The sequence below is a fragment of the Caballeronia sp. LjRoot29 genome (genome assembly GCF_964252755.1).
Taxonomy (GTDB): Bacteria; Pseudomonadota; Gammaproteobacteria; order Burkholderiales; family Burkholderiaceae; genus Caballeronia.
This window is the reverse complement of sequence record NZ_CAXUPU020000023.1, coordinates 62634-79403: the sequence shown is the minus strand read 5'-3', so window position 1 is coordinate 79403 and position 16770 is coordinate 62634. Positions and strand designations below refer to the sequence as shown.

Genomic DNA, 16770 nt, shown 5'->3' with positions numbered 1-16770 from the left:
TGACAGTCAGGTGACAGCACGCATGTCAGCCTATTTGTCGGCGCGGCCGAAGCAAATAAAAACCACCCCTCACAGGACAAGAACAAATGGCAAATTCGAATTCGGCCGATGTCGTGGTCGTCGGATCAGGGGTTGCGGGTGGACTCGTCGCGCATCAGCTCGCGAGCGCGGGCGCCTCCGTGATCCTGCTCGAAGCCGGGCCGCGCATTCCGCGCTGGCAGATCGTCGAGAATTTCCGTAACTCACCGGCGAAGGCCGATTTCGCTACACCGTATCCGTCGACGCCTTACGCGCCGCATCCCGAGTATTCGCCCGAGAACAACTACCTGATCCAGAAAGGCGAGTATCCATACGCGTCTCAATACTTGCGGCTCGTAGGCGGGACGACCTGGCACTGGGCTGCTGCTGCATGGCGCTTGCTGCCTGCCGATTTCAAGTTGAGGACGCTGTACGGCGTAGGTCGCGACTGGCCGATCCCGTATGAGACGCTTGAGCCTTGGTACTTCGCCGCCGAAGTGCAACTTGGCGTGTCCGGTCCGGGCAATAATGTTGATCTCGGCTCGCCGCGTTCCAAACCGTATCCCATGGACATGCTGCCGCTGTCCTACATGGATCAGCGTTTCGCCGATGTCCTCAACGCGCAGTCTTTTCACGTCGTGCCGGAACCGGTAGCGCGCAACAGCCGCCCCTACGATGCCCGCCCGACTTGCTGCGGCAATAACAACTGCATGCCGATCTGCCCGATCGCCGCCATGTACAACGGCATCACGCATGCGGAGAAAGCCGAACGTGCAGGCGCGAAGCTGATCGCGCAAGCAGTCGTCTACCAGATTGAAAGCGACGATAAAGGCCTGATCACCGCGGTCCATTACAAAGACCCGAACGGCAACAGCGCGCGTGTCACGGGCAAGCTCTTCGTGCTCGCAGCTAACGGTATTGAAACGCCGAAGCTGATGCTCCAGTCCGTGTCCGACAGATTCAAGAATGGCATTGGCAATAGTTCGGACCAGGTCGGGCGCAACCTGATGGATCACCCGGGAACCGGCGTGACCTTCCTCGCCAACGAGCCGGTGTGGCCGGGACGCGGGCCAATGGAAATGACCTCCGTGGTGAACTTCCGTGACGGTGCGTTCCGTTCGGAATACTCGGCGAAGAAGCTGCATTTATCGAATGGCGTGCCCACCATGTCGGTCACGGCGGACCTGATCGCAAAGGGCTTGACCGGGGCGGAACTGGATCGGCAGATCCGCGACCGCGCGGCGCGCACGATGAGCATCAACAGCTTCCACGAGCATCTGGCCGAGCCGCAGAACCGCGTGATTCCATCGTCGGATCACAAGGATTCGCTCGGGATCCCGCAACCCGAGATCTACTACTCGATCAACGATTACGTGAAGAAAAGCGCAGCCGACACGCGCACGCATTACGCGCGGATTGCGGAGTTGTTCGGCGGCACGGAGATCACCTTCGACGATAAATTCGCTCCGAACAATCACATCATGGGGACGACCATCATGGGCGCGGACCCGAAGGATTCCGTCGTCGATCCCGAGTGCCGCACGCATGACCACGCGAACCTTTTTGTGGCCGGCAGTGCGGTGATGCCGACGGCGGCATCGGTGAATTGCACGCTGACTTTGTCGGCGTTGTCGCTGCGTCTTGCCGACAAGCTGAAGAAAGAACTTTGATTGCGCGCCGACGGAGCCCCACGATGAAGAACCCCAAACCTCGCGACGCGAAAATCTTTAACAAGCGTTTGGGCGGCACGCTCGCTGCCCTTGCGCTCGCCATCATGGGCATGAGTTTTCACACGCTGATTCAATCGGCGCACGCGCAGACTGCCGCGCCCGAGCCCATGGTCGTGCAGCGCGACGCGCTGGCCGGCGCGACGCTGATCAAGCGCGGTGAATACCTCGCGCGCGCGGGCGACTGCGTGGCGTGTCATACCGCTGACAAAGGCCGTCCATTTGCGGGCGGTTTGCCGATCAACACGCCGTTCGGGACCATCTATACGCCGAATATCACGAACGATCCGGATACCGGCATTGGCCGCTGGAGCGACGCCGATTTCCTTCGTGCGATGCATGACGGGATCGGCAAAGGCGGTGAGCGCTTTTACCCGGCCTTCCCTTACGCCGAATACACGAAGGTCACCGACTCGGACGTCCTCGCGATCCGTGCCTATCTGAATACGCTGACGCCGATCCACTACACGCCGCCGCGCAATGAGCTGTCGTTTCCGTTCAGCCAGCGCTGGCTGATGGTGTTCTGGAACATGTTCAACTTCAAGGAAGGCCGCTTCGTGCCGGACCCGCAGCAAAGTGCAGAATGGAACCGCGGCGCTTATCTGGTTGGCGGACTTGCGCATTGCGAGGAATGCCATACGCCTCGCAACGTGATGCAGGGTTTGAAAACGAGCGAGCGCTTCAGCGGCGCCGAACTATCCGGCTGGCACGCGTTCAACATCACGCCTGATAAGACAGCGGGCGTTGGCGGATGGACCGACGACGATCTGACGCAGTATCTCTCGACCGGCGTGGCACATGGCCGGGCGAACGCGGCGGGCGCGATGGCGGACGTCGTGCAGAACAGTACGCAGTACATGACGCCTGAGGACTTGCGTTCGATCGTGGTGTACCTGCGCTCGGTGCCGGCGAAAAGCGGCGGCGATATCCACCCGCGCAATTCCTTCGGCCAGCCGACCAACGCGGACGTCACCGCGATGCGCGGCACGACGATCAGCGGCGTGAACGGTGCGCAATTGTTTATCGCCAACTGTGCGACGTGTCATAGCTGGACCGGCGAGGGCAGGGGCGGCAACGCGCCGGGAGCGTACCCGTCGCTGATTCATAACAGCGTGGTGGGGGCGTCGGCCGCGAATAACCTGACGATGGTCATGCTGCACGGCGTGGACCGTCAGACAAAAGACGCATCCGCCTTTATGCCAGCGTTCGCCAATGAACTTAGCGATGAACAGATTGCAGCGATCAGCAATTACGTGACCAAGACATTTGGCAATCCGCAGTCGACGACATCCGCCGATCAGGTCGCCAAACTCCGTTCAACCCCGCAATAACTACGTTGACCTCCCGGCTTAGTGCGGCAATTATTGCTGCGCTAAGCCTGGCGTATTGCACATTGGTAGTGGTCGTTCCAGAATGTGGGTGTGTAATTTGTTGCAATGCGAGTTGGCGCGTATAACTGTGCGTTTTGTAAGATTAAGATTGTTGCCATGACTGCTTCTACTCATCCTGTCGTTTGCTGGCATCCGGCGAACAAAGTTGGCCGTGACCTTGTGGTTGGCGATTTGCACGGCTGCGTCGACGCGCTGCGTTATCTGCTTAGCGAGATTGCTTTCGATGGTTCGCGTGATCGCCTGTTTTCCGTGGGTGATCTGGTCGATCGCGGCAGCGATTCGCTGGCAGCAATCGACCTGCTCGATAAGCCCTGGTTCTACCCTGTACTTGGCAATCACGAAGATGCGTTGTGCGCGGTTGCTGCGGGCACAATGCCGCGCCACATGTGGTATTCGATTGGCGGCGCGTGGGCGGCGAATTTGTCCGATGAACAACTGGACGCAATTGCCGAGAAGTTGGCGAGTGTTCCGTTGGTAAGAATTGTCGGCGATGGTCCGACGCGGTTCAACGTGCTGCACGCCGAGTTTTTTGGCAGCGATGCTGATCTGGAGGTCGCGTATTTCCCTGACGAGGTTCGCCAGCAGATGTTGTGGGGAAGGTCGCTTGCGCTGGGGACGGGGAAGGCTGCGTGGCAGCGGGGGTTATCGCCGACCTATTGCGGACACACGCCCATGAAGGCGATCAAGCGGATCGGGTCGCAGATTTTTATCGATACCGGGGCTTATTCCGACGATGGGCGGCTCACCATTGTTGAGGCGGGTACTGATCAGCGTTGGTCAGTCAAACAGGGTTGGGCGAGTGCGGAAGGGGCCAGGGAGTTGGCATTACCGTAGGGGTTTCGTTCGCACTTGGGGTTTGGTTGGTCGGGGGTGGTCTTGGGGTTGTGCTAGGTTCCGGCGTTAGCAGGTCGGGGTCAATGCCGGGTTGCTGCTTCTTAGGCCTTCGCGGGTTTTATGTTGGCTGATTTCTTTATCACTATTAGCCACTGCGCGTGGCAGCGCGTCATTTCTTTGTCCAAAGCGACAAAGAAACGAAGCAAAGAAAACGCTTTCACCGCTCTACCCTAAGTGTCCACAGCGTGCAGTTTTGATTCATGGGTGCCCCAAAAGCACGGTGCTCGCAAGAGCTTAGAATGTGTGAACCCCTCTTTCTCCGAACACGGATACCCCACGCTGCGCCACCAGTGATTGAACCTGCCCAAGGGACACCCCGCGCTATCCGCGTGAACCATCCACCAAATTAGTACGCATGACGAATCACACCGCCAACCCACCAAGAAACCATGCCGCTAAATCCGTGAGGCCGTAGCCAACGAAAATAACGTGCAGGCTAAGCAGGCGCCTACGAACAAGTGACGCAATCAATCTGCTTGCGGCCGCAACTTAGTCCATGAAAGTTGCAGTCAGACCACGCAGCCAACCTGCTGGAACTCGGGAGCAGGCTGTTTCCACGAACATGGCGGCGCAAACCGGCGGCTAACCCGCGAACAACGGTAGCGGTAGATACGGGTGAGGCCGCGCGGGTCCGTTGAACACGGGTGCTTGCCCGAGAGCGTACGGGGCGAAGCGTTTTACTGTCAGGATTCGCGAGAAGGAGGGTTTCACACATCCTAAGCTCTTGCGAGCACCGTGCTTTTGGGGCACCTATGAAATGGAACTGCACGCTGTGGACACTTAGGGTAGAGCGGTGAAAGCGTTTTCTTTGCTTCGTTTCTTTGTCGCTTTGGACAAAGAAATGACGCGCCGCCACGCGCAGTGGCTAATAGTGATAAAGAAATCAGCCAGAATAAAACGCGCGAAGACCTGGAAAGCAGCAACCCGGCAATGACTCAGACTGCTAACGCAGAACCCGTGCAACCCGGCAATGAACGAGACCGCTAACGCAAGAACCCGTGCAACCCCAAGACCAACCCTAACCAACCCCAAGTGCGAACGACGGCCTCTGGAATGGACATTGCTTGAAACAAGTCCAATTGAGCGAGACCAAAGCGAGGCACGCAGTGACAGCACCCCTTGACCAACAACCGCAAAGCGAGATCAAAGGCTGCCCAGAAGACCTGCCTCCAGGTCTTCGCTACGTCGACGATTCCCGCCCCGGCTACACGCGCGAATGGAAAAACGGCGCTTTCGTCTATTTCAACACCCAGGGCAACCGCCTCTCCGACGATGCCGACATCAAACGCATCAACGCACTCGCGATCCCTCCCGCTTACACCAACGTCTGGATCTGCCCTGATTCACACGGCCACCTGCAAGCCACCGGCCGCGATGCCCGTGGCCGCAAGCAATATCGCTATCACCCGCACTGGCGCGAAACCCGCGACGCCACCAAGTACGAACGGATGCTGGCGTTCAGCGCGGTATTGCCGAAACTGCGCGCACGCGTCACCCGGGACCTCGAACTCGAAGGCATGCCCCGCGACAAGGTCTTGGCCACCGTTGTCAGGCTCCTCGACACCACACTGATTCGCGTAGGCAGCGAAGAATACGCTCGCGACAATAAGTCGTACGGACTCACCACCCTGCGCAAAAAACACCTGAGCGTCAAATCCGGCACGCTGCGCTTCCAGTTTCGCGGCAAAAGCGGGATCGAACACGATGTCTCGGTGAGCGACCCACGCATCGCCAGGATCATAAAACGCTGCATGGACCTTCCCGGCCACGACCTGTTCCAGTACCTCGACGCAAACGGAGATCGCCACACCGTCAGCTCCTCCGATATCAACGACTACCTCCACGACATCACCGGCGCCGACTTCACCGCAAAGGACTACCGGACATGGGCCGGCAGCGTGTTCGCGCTGGCCGCGCTGCGCAAGCTGGCGTGGGAAACCGTGACCGAAGCTCGCAAGCATGTGGTCGGCACGATCAAGGAGGTATCGAAGATATTGCGCAATACGCCGGCCGTATGCCGCAAATGTTATGTCCACCCAGCGGTCATCGAAGCTTTCGAAGCCGGCGAACTGGCCGATGAACTCCCGCCCTCGCGTCGTTCCGGCCTGAAATCCGATGAAGCCATGCTCGCGATTTTTCTGGAAAAAGACGCGAAGCGCCGCGCTCGCGAAGCAGCGCGAGGCCGCAAGCATCCGGCTAACGGAGCTGATCCTCGGCTCGCGCGACTGCTCGCGAAGTCCAGTCAAAAGGCGAAGGCGGCGGCGCTGAAGCATTCGTCGAAAGATGTCGCGACCGAGGCGCTGGCGGCGGTGTCCAAGGCGGCCGCGCCGAAAGCTGCATCGACGGCCGCGCGCCCCGCGACGAAGAAAATTGCGCGTGTGCGGTCGTCGACCGCTGTGGTCATCAGCTAAATGCTCGGACCAAACTATCCGACCTTGCTCATCTCGAAGACGTTGGTGACGGTCTCGCCGTTCCATTCGTACTCCAGATAAGCCGCGTGATGGCAATCGCGTAGCAGAGTAGTGCGGAAAGCGGCGAGGCATTCACCGCCGTGATCCCTCACCGACGGATACGCGATTCCCGGCGCACCCGCTTCCCGCGCAGCCCGTCCCAACGCCTGACCCGCGACGTAACTGGATGGCGAAAGAATGGCGGGATCGAGCGCGGCTTGTTCCAGCCGGCCCTTGCATAAATCGATGACACCGCCTTGCGCCAGCACCGTGTAAAGCCGCATCTGCTGACGCAGCGGCGCTTGTTTTGTATCCGCGAGAAACAGCGCCGAGTGATAACGCGTCTCCTCGATCGCCGTACGCCGGTCGCGCGCGCAATAAAACACGCCGTAGCTGCCATCGGAGAAACGGCTGCCGTTTGGATTCAGGTGCGTAAAAGCCGCCATGATCGGGCCGTAACCGGCGCCAAACTGTCGCTCGGCAAGCGGCACCAGATCCAGGTCGCCCACTTCCGTGCGCAAGCGGTCATTGGTCATGGCTTCGAGCGCGTAGAGGGCATCGAAATCCTGCGGCGACGCCACGCGGTCGAACAGGTTCACGGCAGGAAAACGCGTGGGAATCACGCGGTAGGCCGGCGACCACTTGAGGTCGATATGCGGCCAGTCAGCGTGCCAGTCGTTTTCAGCTTGCGGAAGATTGGATAGGTCGCTCACGCCCAACCGCCCCGCATCGCATCGAGATATTGGCGAACTGCCACGAGATCGCTCACGTTGCCCGCGAGCATGCGGTCAAGCGCGCGCCGTCCGCCAAACGGCGGCGCGGTATTCGCGCGCTTGATCCAGCCGTCCGCGGCTTCGGCTTGCGGCAACAAGATCTGCAACGCCTTATAGATGCCGAGAATAAGCGAAAGCCGCTCAAGCGTGTCACGCCCAAGACGCGCCGTTTGCGGTGTCTGTTTCCATTTGAAGAAGGTGGATCGCCCGGGAGAGCCGAGCAGGACGATCTGCTCATCGGCCGACAGCGCCCAGTCGCGAGCGATATTGAAAAATGCACGCAAGCCCGCCGCGGACATGTCTGCAATGGAAGGGTGTGGCGGCGGAACGGGTCGCGGAACGCGTTGGGCGCGGGGCATGGAAAAGTCTCATTAAGAACTTGATTCGTATATTAATCCATTTGTGGACTTTATCAAGTTTTAACTGCAACCCGCGCCGCGTAACGTTGTTCGTGTGATGCGCAGCGGCGCTGGAAACCGCCGCGCCCGCTGATTAGTTTTACTCTTGCTGCACGGACGCGTCGGAATCCGTGGGACCGTAGCGCCGCCCCGACACATGCGCGCGCAATACTTCTGCAATCTCGGAGGTCGTGAACTCTGCGGGCACGACACTCAATTGACTGCACGGATCGCTCTTGCGCGCCCACTCGACCATTCGATACGGCTTGCCCCACGGCCTTTCCACCGCCTCGGAAAGGCGACATTCGTGCAGCGGCAGGGAGTGGTCGGTTTTCATCGTGGACTTGATGTTCTGAAACGATGCACTGGCGGCCATGACGTGTCCTCGCGGTGAAAGCCCTGAATAGAAGCCGCCCTTGATGGCGGCGATAAAAGCTCGCGTTTGTAATGTGCCCTCCGACAATTAAGTGCAACTTAAAACCAGACGGGTTTACGTGCACACTGCTGATTCCCGCACGAATGCTTTTCCGTCGCGCGGCATTACTGTATATTCATACAGCTTAGTGCACAGGTTAGTGCTTTTGCATGGACGAGAAACATGAACAGCCATTCTTCTGCTGAAGCCGCCGCACTCGCGCGTTACGTGCAGGCTACGCGCGCGGTATCGGCCGCTTTTGACGCCACGCGCAGCGAACCTGAACTGGGCGCGGGCGGCCGTACGGTCGCATTGGCGCTGCAACGACTGGACAGCGCGTTGCTTGAACTGGACACATCGCAGCGCTCGCTGGACGCAATACTTTCGCGCGCTGTTGGACACTGAATACTCTGGAGCACTTGTTGTGAGATCTGCTTTATCCATTCTTTCTTCGAACGTCGTGCTTGCGATCCTCGCCGGATTCATGGGTTTGGGCCCGCTCGCCGCGGCAGCGGCTGAGCGATACGTCGAAGTCTGGAATCCGCCCGAAGCGCAGATGCATAAATCGAAGGCCAAACCGCGCGGCGTGCTGACGGCGCAGGCAAAGAAAAAGCGCAAGAGCGGCCCGGCCGTCAAGCAAGTCGCCGATAAAACCAACCTCGCGCCACCTGCACTTTCGCCCGCTCCGGCAATGCCGGGCCATGCGAAAACGGCGCCCAAAGGCACGGACTCAACGCCGCGCCTGCCGCCGCTGATCGGGCCGGATGGACGTGTCTTGCGCGTGTGATCTTGCGTTTTAGCATGCTGACCTAGCGCGGCAACCCACGTTCTAAAAAGCCGACCGCACGACTCCGCCGTCCACTCGCAGCGCGGCGCCATTCGTGGCCGAAGACGCTTCCGAGCACACGTACACCACCATATTTGCTACCTCCTCCGTCGTGGCAAAACGCTTGAGCAGTGAACTCGGGCGTGCCGTTTCGAAGAAGCCTTTCTCGAATTCCGCGAACGACTTGTCGCCCATGCCCTTCGTGGCCATTTCATCGAGACCATCGGAATGCGTCGGACCGGGTAACACCGCGTTCACCGTCACGCCCGTGCCTGCGCAGTGTTCGGCGAGCCCACGCGACAATCCCAACTGCGCTGTTTTCGTCACGCCGTAATGGATCATCTCGACGGGAATCTGAATACCGCTTTCGCTGCTGATAAACACCACTCGGCCCCAGTTCTTCGCTTTCATCTTCGGCAGATAAGCACGCGCCAGGCGTACGCCCGACATCACGTTGGTATCGAAGAAACGCGACCATTCGTCGTCCGGAATGTCCTCGAACGGCTTTGGATCGAAGATGCCCAGGTTGTTCACCAGCACATCCACAGCCGGATAGCGCGCGACCAGCGCATCGATCTGGCTGGCATCGGAGAGATCGCCGGCAAAGCCTTCCACGTTTGCATCCGGCACCTCGGCTCGCAGCTTTTGCAGGGCTTCATCAACAGACGCTTGCTTGCGCCCGTTCACGATTACGTGCGCGCCTTCACGCGCCAGTCCGGTGGCAATGGCCAGGCCGATGCCTTTCGTCGATCCCGAAACAAGCGCGAGTTTGCCTTCAAGATGGAGATCCATGAATGTGTACTCCTGGATTAGCGGTTGTCGAAGAGCGGTCAAAACCACTCAATGAAAAGCCAATAAAAACCGCCTGCCATCAGGGATGTTCTCCCTCAGGCAGGCGTTCTTTTTAGCAGCGTTCCCTAGGCGGGCAATAACGCAGCGGTTCCCGGCATGCTGGCTAGGGCCCGCTTTGACTAAGGCGCCGTCGGTGTTAAGTCAGCGCATGACTGCACGGCCAAGCAGCTGACACGCCGATCAACTTAACGCTAGATTCGTCCCATAAGCAGCAGCACGATCACGATAATCACGACCACGCCCAAAATTCCGCTTGGGCCGTATCCCCAACTACGGCTGTGCGGCCATGAGGGGAAAGCGCCTAGCAGCAGCAAGATCAACACGACAAGCAAGATTGTTCCGATCATTCCACTTCTCCTTATTTATTAAAGTCTGCTGAAGAGTGAATGGCGATGCCGCGCGTGATGCGGCGTGAGTATTGGCGGTTTGCCTCAGCTTGCGTGTCCCGCAGCACCAAATACCCTCGCGATTGCCGCTTAGATAGAGCAAGCGGTGTGCCTGACGGCAAAGATCAGTGGATTGAGGAGGGCGGCCGGAGAAGGGACAAACAACCGCCGGCTATCGGCAAATTCTGCAAACGCGCGAGCGATTTGAAAAACCGCTCGCGCTCTGACGTGCTGCAACGTGCAAGAAACTCAGCGGACGATCAGAACAGCCCGCGGAACACCCAGAACAATCCCGCAGCAAGGGCGATCGAAACAGGCAAGGTCAGGATCCAGGCAAGCGCGAGGCTGCGCACGGTGCGCCATTGCAGCCCTGAACCGTTCGCCGCCATGGTCCCCGCCACGCCCGAGGACAGCACATGGGTCGTACTGACCGGCAAGCCGTAGACGTCGGCTGCGCCAATGGTCAACATCGCGACCAGTTCCGCCGACGCCCCTTGTCCGTACGTCAGATGGGTCTTGCCGATCCGTTCGCCGACCGTCACCACGATCCGCTTCCAGCCGACCATGGTGCCCAAGCCGAGCGCTACCGCCACGGCCACTTTCACCCACGTCGGAATGAACTTGGTTGAGTGATCGAGCTGGCCTTTGAAGTTCTTGAGCACGGCGGCGTCATCGGCGGCGAAAGCGGGTGCGTTTTGCTTGTCCATCAGACGCAGCGCTTCGGACGTCACGTACATGTTGTTACGCACGTTATTCACGATGTTTTGCGGCACGGCTGCCATCGATGCTGAAGGGCCAACTTGTCCATCGATGATATCGGTGAGCTGCTGGAGCGCGACTACGGTGTCCGGCTCGACCTTCTTGGTTTGTACGTAGTGCTGAACCGTTGCGCGCGGATCGGCAACCGGTGCGGCGCCGTTGGTGTATTTGCCGAGCACTTCGGACGCGTGATGGCCGACCGACAGGAAGGTTTGCGTCTCGGCCGGCGTAACGGCCTTGTTCAGCGCGTAGGCGGTCGGCACGGTGCCGATCAGGATCAGCATGATGAGGCCCATGCCTTTCTGGCCGTCATTGGAACCGTGCGCGAACGATACGCCCGTGCAGGTCAGGATCAGCAGGCAGCGAATCCAGAACGGCGGCGGCGTATTTTTCTTCGGCTCTTTATAGAGCGCGGGAACGCGTACCACGAGCTTCATCACATAGAGCAGCAAGCCTGCCAGGATGAAACCGACCAGCGGCGAGAACAGCAGCGATTTGCCCACTGCAAGAGCCTGGCCCCAGTCGACGCCCGATGTCCCCGACGGGCCGTGCATCATCTGGTTCATCAAGCCGACGCCGATCACCGAGCCAATCAACGTATGCGAGCTCGATGAAGGAATGCCGAGCGCCCAGGTACCGAGATTCCAGATGATCGCGGCGATCAGCAGCGCGAAGACCATCGCGAAACCCTGCGATGTCCCCACGCCCAGGATCAGTTCCACCGGCAGCAGTTGCAGGATGCCGAAGGCCACCGCGCCGCTGGAAACCAGCACGCCGAGAAAATTCCACATGCCCGACCAGACGACCGCGAGGTTCGGCGCGAGCGAATGCGTATAGATGACGGTGGCGACGGCATTTGCCGTATCGTGGAAACCATTTACGAATTCGAATCCGAGCGCGATCATCAATGCAACGCCGAGCAGGACGTAAGGCAGTATTGAAGACTGCTGGACCGACTCCAGGTCGTGCATCAGGTGCGTCACGCAATAGATAATGCCCACGCCAATCACGACGAGGAATATCGGCATGCTCAGCCGGCGTCCGAGCGAGCGGGGCCCGTTGCTGTCGTTACTATCGGGAAGAGTCAAGTCAGGCATGGAACGTCCTTTGAGCTTAGAGGCTGAGCGTGTTACGTAAGGGGATTCGGGCTTAAGGGGATTCAGGCTTAAAGCCGCTCTGAAAGGCGAAACACTGAAAGGCGTTGCTTCTGGCGATGACGTCGACCATGTTTGCACACGGTTTATGGCGTTTTGATGACACCTGAAAGGATTGAAATTCGTCTGATTTGAATTAGCGGTCTGCGACTTGCTGCCCAATAAACACGCTCGATCATGATGAGGAAGTTATGTTGCAACTCGTCGAGTTAAGGATGGTTTCCCTGGATGCGCTGAATGGTCCGCCGGACGAAGTGCTGGCGCGATTGGGTCGATTCGCCACGGCGCATCGCATGGATTTTTTGCTGCGGTCGCAAAAAGCCGGGACGGGTTTGGATCATTTGGGTTCGAACGTGACTTCAAAGCTGGCCGATTGGGAGATCGGGATCGAGACGCACGATGACCATCGGGTGTTCGTGGCAATGCATCAGGAATGGCCGCTGATCCGGCGGATTGAAACCGAAGCAGGGCCCTTCGACACGCTGCATGGCTGGATCAAGTCTGAAGCCTCGCTGAGTGACTTGAAGACCCTTATCGGCAATGCCGGTTTCACATTGAGCGAAGCTACAGAGACTGCGGTCGTGCAGTGGGACACGCCCGGCGAGATGGATACCGGCGTTCACGTGCGCGCCACGCTGCGGCTCGATACAGATCATCAGCCGGCAACCCTGACCCTCACGGCTGCTCCTGACGAACGCAAAGCGTTGCTCGCGGCCGCGCATGAGATTGTGGAGACGCTGCCTTTCCTGATCGTGCCCGTCGCCGTCAGCAACACGTCGCGCGAGCCGGTCAAGGCCGCCAAGCTGAAGCTGCCGAAAGACGCGATTCCGACGGATGCGTTCGTCGCGATCGGCAAGTCGGTCGCAGCGCACTGGTTCGGCAACGATGCCGCTTCGCGCGCGGGCCTCGAGGTCGAACATGTGCATCAGCTGCGCGTGGCCCAGCGCCGCTTGAAGACGGCGCTCAAGCTTTTCCCTGACTGGATCGACGATGCATGGAATACCGGAATCGCGCCCGACCTGAAATGGTTCGGCGACCTGCTGGGCGATGCCCGCGACTGGGACGTCTTCACCGACACCACGCTGCCCGCTTACGCTGCGTCCGATGATCCGCATCGCAAGGCCGCATGGAAGCCGACACAAAAGGCAGCCGATAACAATCGCACCGATGCCCGCCGGCGTCTGCAGGAAGCGATGAATTCCCCGCGATACGCTCGGCTCGCGCTGTCGTATGTCGAGTGGTTCGGCACGCTCGCACCGCCCCCGAACCATACGGACCAATCGCTCGCCGAATATGCGCAGAAGCGCATCACGAAGCATTATCGGAAGATCGAACGGGCTCCCGATCTCACCACGCTCGATGCCGCGAAGCGCCACAAAGTGCGCATTCACGCCAAGCGCTTACGTTACGCGCTCGAGTTTTTTCGCTCGATGCTGACCCGCAAAACCCGCAAGCAAGTGGAAGACGCGTTGGGGAATCTGCAGAGCGTCCTGGGTGAAGGCAACGACGCCGCCGTCGCTGCTCGGCGCCTCGCCGATCTGAAAGAGGCCGGGGAATTCCAAAAGGGTTTGGCAAAGGGCTTTGCCGTCAATGCGCAACGGATGAGCGCAACGGAAGGCGAGCGCATCCTGCGCAAGATAAAGCCGCCGCGCATCAAGTAACTGAATTGCATCGATACAATAACCGCACATCCATACCACTCTGCCCCATGATCGACGAATCCAGTAGTACACCGCACGATCCCATCGAAGTGGCCGGTTCAGTCTGGTTTCAAAGCGGCGACGCCACGCTCGGCGGCGCGGCGCGCATCGCGTTGCTCGCGGCCATCCAGCAGACCGGTTCGATCACGGGCGCGGCGAAGGCGGTCGGCATGAGTTACAAGGCGGCGTGGGATGCCATCGACACCATGAACAACCTCGCCGGCACCACGCTCGTCGTGCGTGCCACGGGCGGCAAGGGCGGCGGGGGAACCACGTTGACGCCGAAAGCGCTGAGACTGATCGATACCTATCGGGTGATCGAACGGGAGCATCGGGCGTTTCTGGAACGCGCGGGCGCGGCAATTGAAGGCTTCGCGCAGGATTGGCGGCTTATTGGACGAATCGGCATGAAGACAAGCGCACGCAACCAGCTGTTCGGCACGGTCAGCAAAGTCACGCGCGGTTCCGTCAATGACGAAGTGGACCTCAGGTTGTCCGGCGGCCAGTCGATAGTCGCCGTCGTCACGCACGAAAGCACCGCGTCGCTTGGTCTCAAGGAGGGTGTTGAAGCGTTCGCGCTCGTGAAGGCGTCATGGGTCATGCTGATGGTCGATGACGCCGAAGGGTCTTCCGAACCCATGCGGATTTCGGCGCGAAACCAGTTGCGCGGCAAGGTGTCGAGCGTGACGCCGGGCGCGGTGAATGCGGAAGTATCGCTGGCGCTGGACGACGCTACCACGGTCACGGCCATCATCACCAACGAGAGCGTCGCAACGCTCGGCCTGGTGCAAGGTCAGGCCGCTATCGCTGCGTTCAAGGCGTCGAGCGTGATTCTTGGCGTGACGGACTGAGGGTGTTGAGCGCATCGTCCGGTCGCACGATGCCTTCGCGCAAACTCACGACCTGATCGCCGAACATGGCGACGTCGTCGGGATCGTGCGTGATAAGCACCATGGGAATATCCAGGCGGCTTTGAAGGTCGGCCAGCTCTTGGCGCATGCGCTGGCGCAGGGTCATGTCGAGCGCTGAAAAGGGCTCATCGAGCAAAAGCAATTGCGGATGCGGGACCAATGCACGCGCCAGCGCAACACGTTGCTTTTGTCCGCCCGATAACTGCGCCGGAAACTGCCGCGCAACCTGCATCAGGTCGAACGCGTTCAGCCAGTAGTCCACATCGGCGTGAACAACGTGCTTCGATGGATTCCACCAGCCGCGCTTCAAGCCAAAGGCAATGTTCTGGCGCACATTCAGGTGCGGGAACAACGCGTAGTCTTGAAAGAGATACGCAATCCTGCGCGCTTGCGGGCTAAGGTCGATCGCATTGGCGGTATCGAGCAGCGTGGTTCCATTCAGGATAATTTCGCCTTCGTCCGGCGTGATCAACCCGGCGATGGTTTGCAGTGTCAGGCTTTTCCCTGCGCCCGACGGCCCGAACAGCACGATGCGCTGACTGGTCGAACGAAACGCGATATCGAGCATGAAATCGCGCTCGGGCGTGATGAAGTGCTTGCGCAGGCGGACGGTCAGGGCGGTCATTGATGTGTGTCTAACGTACCGATGCCGTGGAGCGCTGCGGCAGCAGCCGGCCAGCTGCGAGCAGGATGACCACGCACGTAACCGAGGTGACGATCACGAGGATGTTAGCGGTGCTGTCGTCACCCGCTTGGACGGCGGCATAGACGGCGACCGAGAGCGTCTGCGTCCTGCCCGGCAGGTTTCCGGCGATCATCAGCGTGGCGCCAAACTCCCCCAGCGCCCGCGCAAACGCTAGCAATGCACCAGCCAGAATGCCGCGCGCGGCAAGCGGCAGCGTCACGCGAAAGAACACGGCGGTTTCGCTGACGCCGAGCGTGCGTGCCGCGCGTTCAAACTGCGGATCGACGGTTTCAAATGCGGTTCGCGCCGACTTCAGCACGAGGGGAAATGCGACCACGGCGGACGCGATCACCGCGCCTTGCCATGTGAACACCAGCTGGATGTCGAACTTGTCGAGCCATGCGCCGATCACGCCGCGCCGGCCGAGTAATACAAGCAGGTAATAGCCGAGGACAGTGGGCGGCATGACCAGCGGCAGCGTCAGCAAGGAGTCGACAAGCTCACGCGCCGACGAACGCCAGCGCGACAAGCCGAATGCCACCGCAACGCCGAGCACGACATCGATTGCCGTCGCCCATCCCGCTACTTTCAGCGACAACAGCAACGGAATCCACGCCTGGTCCATAGTCTAAGTTTGATAGAGCCGCGTTATTTCACTGGCGGTTTAAAGCCGAATTGCGCGAGCGTCTTCTGGCCGTCCGGCGACAACACATACGCGATGAACTGCTGGGCATCGACGGCGTGTTTGCTCTGAGCAACCTGGGCGATCGGGTAGGTAATCGATGTTTGCGTCGGCACGCTCAGCGCCACTTTCACGCGATCCGGCATCACGGCGGCGTCGGTGCTGAATACGAAGCCGGCGTCCACTTCGCCGCGCGCCACGTAGTCCAGGCTTTGGCGCACGTTGGCCGCAAGCACGCCCTTGGCGCTGACCGCATCCCATACACCGGCTTGCTTGAGCGCGCCTTCGGTATAGCGGCCGACCGGTACCGATGCCGGATCGCCGTAAGCCACGCGTTTCACGCTGGCGGCCGTGAGGTCTTTCACGCTGGCGGGCGCAAACGTGCTGTCTTTCGGAACGATCAGCACGAGCGAGTTGGCGGCAAAATCGCGGCGCGATTCAGTGGCGATGACCTTTTCGTCGATAGCCTTGTCCATGGCCTTTTGATCGGCGGACGCGAACACATCGGCAGGCGCGCCTTTCACGATTTGCTGCATCAACACGTCGGAGGCGCCGAAGTTCATCAGGACTTTCGTGCCGGGATGCTGTTTCTCGTAGGCGTCGCCGATGGCTTTGAATGCATTGGTCAGGCTTGCTGCAGCGGACACGACGATTTCATCGGCGTGGGCGGTGGATTGCAGTGTGAACGTGAAGACAGCAGCGATCAGCGAGTGTTTGAGATTGAACACGATGGACAGGTCGAAGGGAAT

Annotated in this window: 17 protein-coding genes; 8 read left to right on the top strand and 9 right to left on the bottom strand. The window is 59.8% G+C overall.

Annotation, left to right across the window (positions count from 1 at the left end):
• Positions 1–86 precede the first annotated feature (86 nt).
• From ACSQ83_RS23195 to ACSQ83_RS23180, 4 genes are all read left to right on the top strand, one after another.
• The gene (locus ACSQ83_RS23195) at positions 87–1688 is read left to right on the top strand and encodes a GMC family oxidoreductase (RefSeq protein WP_436229730.1); all 1602 of its coding nucleotides are present in this window, start codon (positions 87–89) and stop codon (positions 1686–1688) included.
• A 167-nt stretch (positions 1689–1855) separates the two neighbouring features.
• Positions 1856–3076: a cytochrome c gene (locus ACSQ83_RS23190; protein WP_436229755.1), complete on the top strand. Its 1221-nt coding sequence runs from the start codon at positions 1856–1858 to the stop codon at positions 3074–3076.
• Positions 3077–3232: 156 nt separating this feature from the next.
• On the top strand, positions 3233–3970 hold the full coding sequence (locus ACSQ83_RS23185; RefSeq protein WP_414954805.1) for a metallophosphoesterase: 738 nt from the start codon (positions 3233–3235) through the stop codon (positions 3968–3970).
• Positions 3971–5136: 1166 nt separating this feature from the next.
• The gene (locus tag ACSQ83_RS23180; protein WP_436229729.1) at positions 5137–6441 is read left to right on the top strand and encodes a DNA topoisomerase IB; all 1305 of its coding nucleotides are present in this window, start codon (positions 5137–5139) and stop codon (positions 6439–6441) included.
• Between the two features lie 14 nt (positions 6442–6455).
• Here ACSQ83_RS23180 and ACSQ83_RS23175 read toward each other — a convergent pair whose 3' ends face one another.
• The 3 genes from ACSQ83_RS23175 to ACSQ83_RS23165 form a co-directional block, all read right to left on the bottom strand.
• A complete protein-coding gene (locus ACSQ83_RS23175; RefSeq protein ID WP_414968656.1) occupies positions 6456–7133 on the bottom strand; it encodes an RES family NAD+ phosphorylase in 678 nt (225 codons plus the stop codon).
• A 56-nt stretch (positions 7134–7189) separates the two neighbouring features.
• Positions 7190–7612, bottom strand: coding sequence for an MbcA/ParS/Xre antitoxin family protein (locus ACSQ83_RS23170; RefSeq protein ID WP_414950701.1), 423 nt, complete (start codon positions 7610–7612; stop codon positions 7190–7192).
• A 139-nt stretch (positions 7613–7751) separates the two neighbouring features.
• Positions 7752–8027: a DUF2866 domain-containing protein gene (locus ACSQ83_RS23165; RefSeq protein WP_414950702.1), complete on the bottom strand. Its 276-nt coding sequence runs from the start codon at positions 8025–8027 to the stop codon at positions 7752–7754.
• A gap of 222 nt (positions 8028–8249) precedes the next feature.
• Between ACSQ83_RS23165 and ACSQ83_RS23160 the strand changes: the two genes are divergently transcribed.
• Together ACSQ83_RS23160 and ACSQ83_RS23155 are read left to right on the top strand one after the other, a co-directional pair.
• Complete coding sequence (locus tag ACSQ83_RS23160) at positions 8250–8471, top strand: hypothetical protein (RefSeq protein WP_414950703.1); 222 nt, start codon at positions 8250–8252, stop codon at positions 8469–8471.
• Between the two features lie 19 nt (positions 8472–8490).
• Positions 8491–8853, top strand: coding sequence for a hypothetical protein (locus tag ACSQ83_RS23155; RefSeq protein WP_414950705.1), 363 nt, complete (start codon positions 8491–8493; stop codon positions 8851–8853).
• A gap of 42 nt (positions 8854–8895) precedes the next feature.
• On the opposite strand, the gene ACSQ83_RS23150 is transcribed toward ACSQ83_RS23155, so the two are convergent.
• The 3 genes from ACSQ83_RS23150 to ACSQ83_RS23140 all read right to left on the bottom strand — a co-directional run bounded on the left by ACSQ83_RS23150 (position 8896) and on the right by ACSQ83_RS23140 (position 11986).
• A complete protein-coding gene (locus tag ACSQ83_RS23150) occupies positions 8896–9684 on the bottom strand; it encodes an SDR family NAD(P)-dependent oxidoreductase (RefSeq protein WP_414950706.1) in 789 nt (262 codons plus the stop codon).
• A gap of 251 nt (positions 9685–9935) precedes the next feature.
• On the bottom strand, positions 9936–10091 hold the full coding sequence (locus tag ACSQ83_RS23145) for a DUF3309 family protein (RefSeq protein WP_089160383.1): 156 nt from the start codon (positions 10089–10091) through the stop codon (positions 9936–9938).
• Positions 10092–10390: 299 nt separating this feature from the next.
• Positions 10391–11986, bottom strand: a complete 1596-nt coding sequence (locus ACSQ83_RS23140; RefSeq protein ID WP_414950707.1) for an inorganic phosphate transporter — start codon at positions 11984–11986, stop codon at positions 10391–10393.
• A gap of 248 nt (positions 11987–12234) precedes the next feature.
• On the opposite strand from ACSQ83_RS23140, the gene ACSQ83_RS23135 reads away from it, so the two are divergent.
• Together ACSQ83_RS23135 and ACSQ83_RS23130 are read left to right on the top strand one after the other, a co-directional pair.
• A complete protein-coding gene (locus ACSQ83_RS23135) occupies positions 12235–13704 on the top strand; it encodes a CHAD domain-containing protein (protein WP_436229728.1) in 1470 nt (489 codons plus the stop codon).
• A gap of 47 nt (positions 13705–13751) precedes the next feature.
• Positions 13752–14594, top strand: a complete 843-nt coding sequence (locus ACSQ83_RS23130) for a TOBE domain-containing protein (protein ID WP_414950709.1) — start codon at positions 13752–13754, stop codon at positions 14592–14594.
• Here ACSQ83_RS23130 and ACSQ83_RS23125 read toward each other — a convergent pair.
• Genes ACSQ83_RS23125 through modA form a run of 3 tightly spaced genes read right to left on the bottom strand, consistent with a single transcriptional unit; the run spans position 14557 to position 16728 of the window.
• On the bottom strand, positions 14557–15279 hold the full coding sequence (locus tag ACSQ83_RS23125; protein ID WP_436229727.1) for an ATP-binding cassette domain-containing protein: 723 nt from the start codon (positions 15277–15279) through the stop codon (positions 14557–14559). The genes ACSQ83_RS23130 and ACSQ83_RS23125 overlap by 38 nt on opposite strands.
• A 10-nt stretch (positions 15280–15289) precedes the next feature.
• On the bottom strand, positions 15290–15964 hold the full coding sequence (modB, locus tag ACSQ83_RS23120) for a molybdate ABC transporter permease subunit (RefSeq protein WP_414950711.1): 675 nt from the start codon (positions 15962–15964) through the stop codon (positions 15290–15292).
• Positions 15965–15987: 23 nt separating this feature from the next.
• Positions 15988–16728 (bottom strand): molybdate ABC transporter substrate-binding protein, encoded by a 741-nt coding sequence (gene modA / locus ACSQ83_RS23115; RefSeq protein WP_436229754.1) that lies wholly within the window; start codon positions 16726–16728, stop codon positions 15988–15990.
• Between the last annotated feature and the right edge of the window lie 42 nt (positions 16729–16770).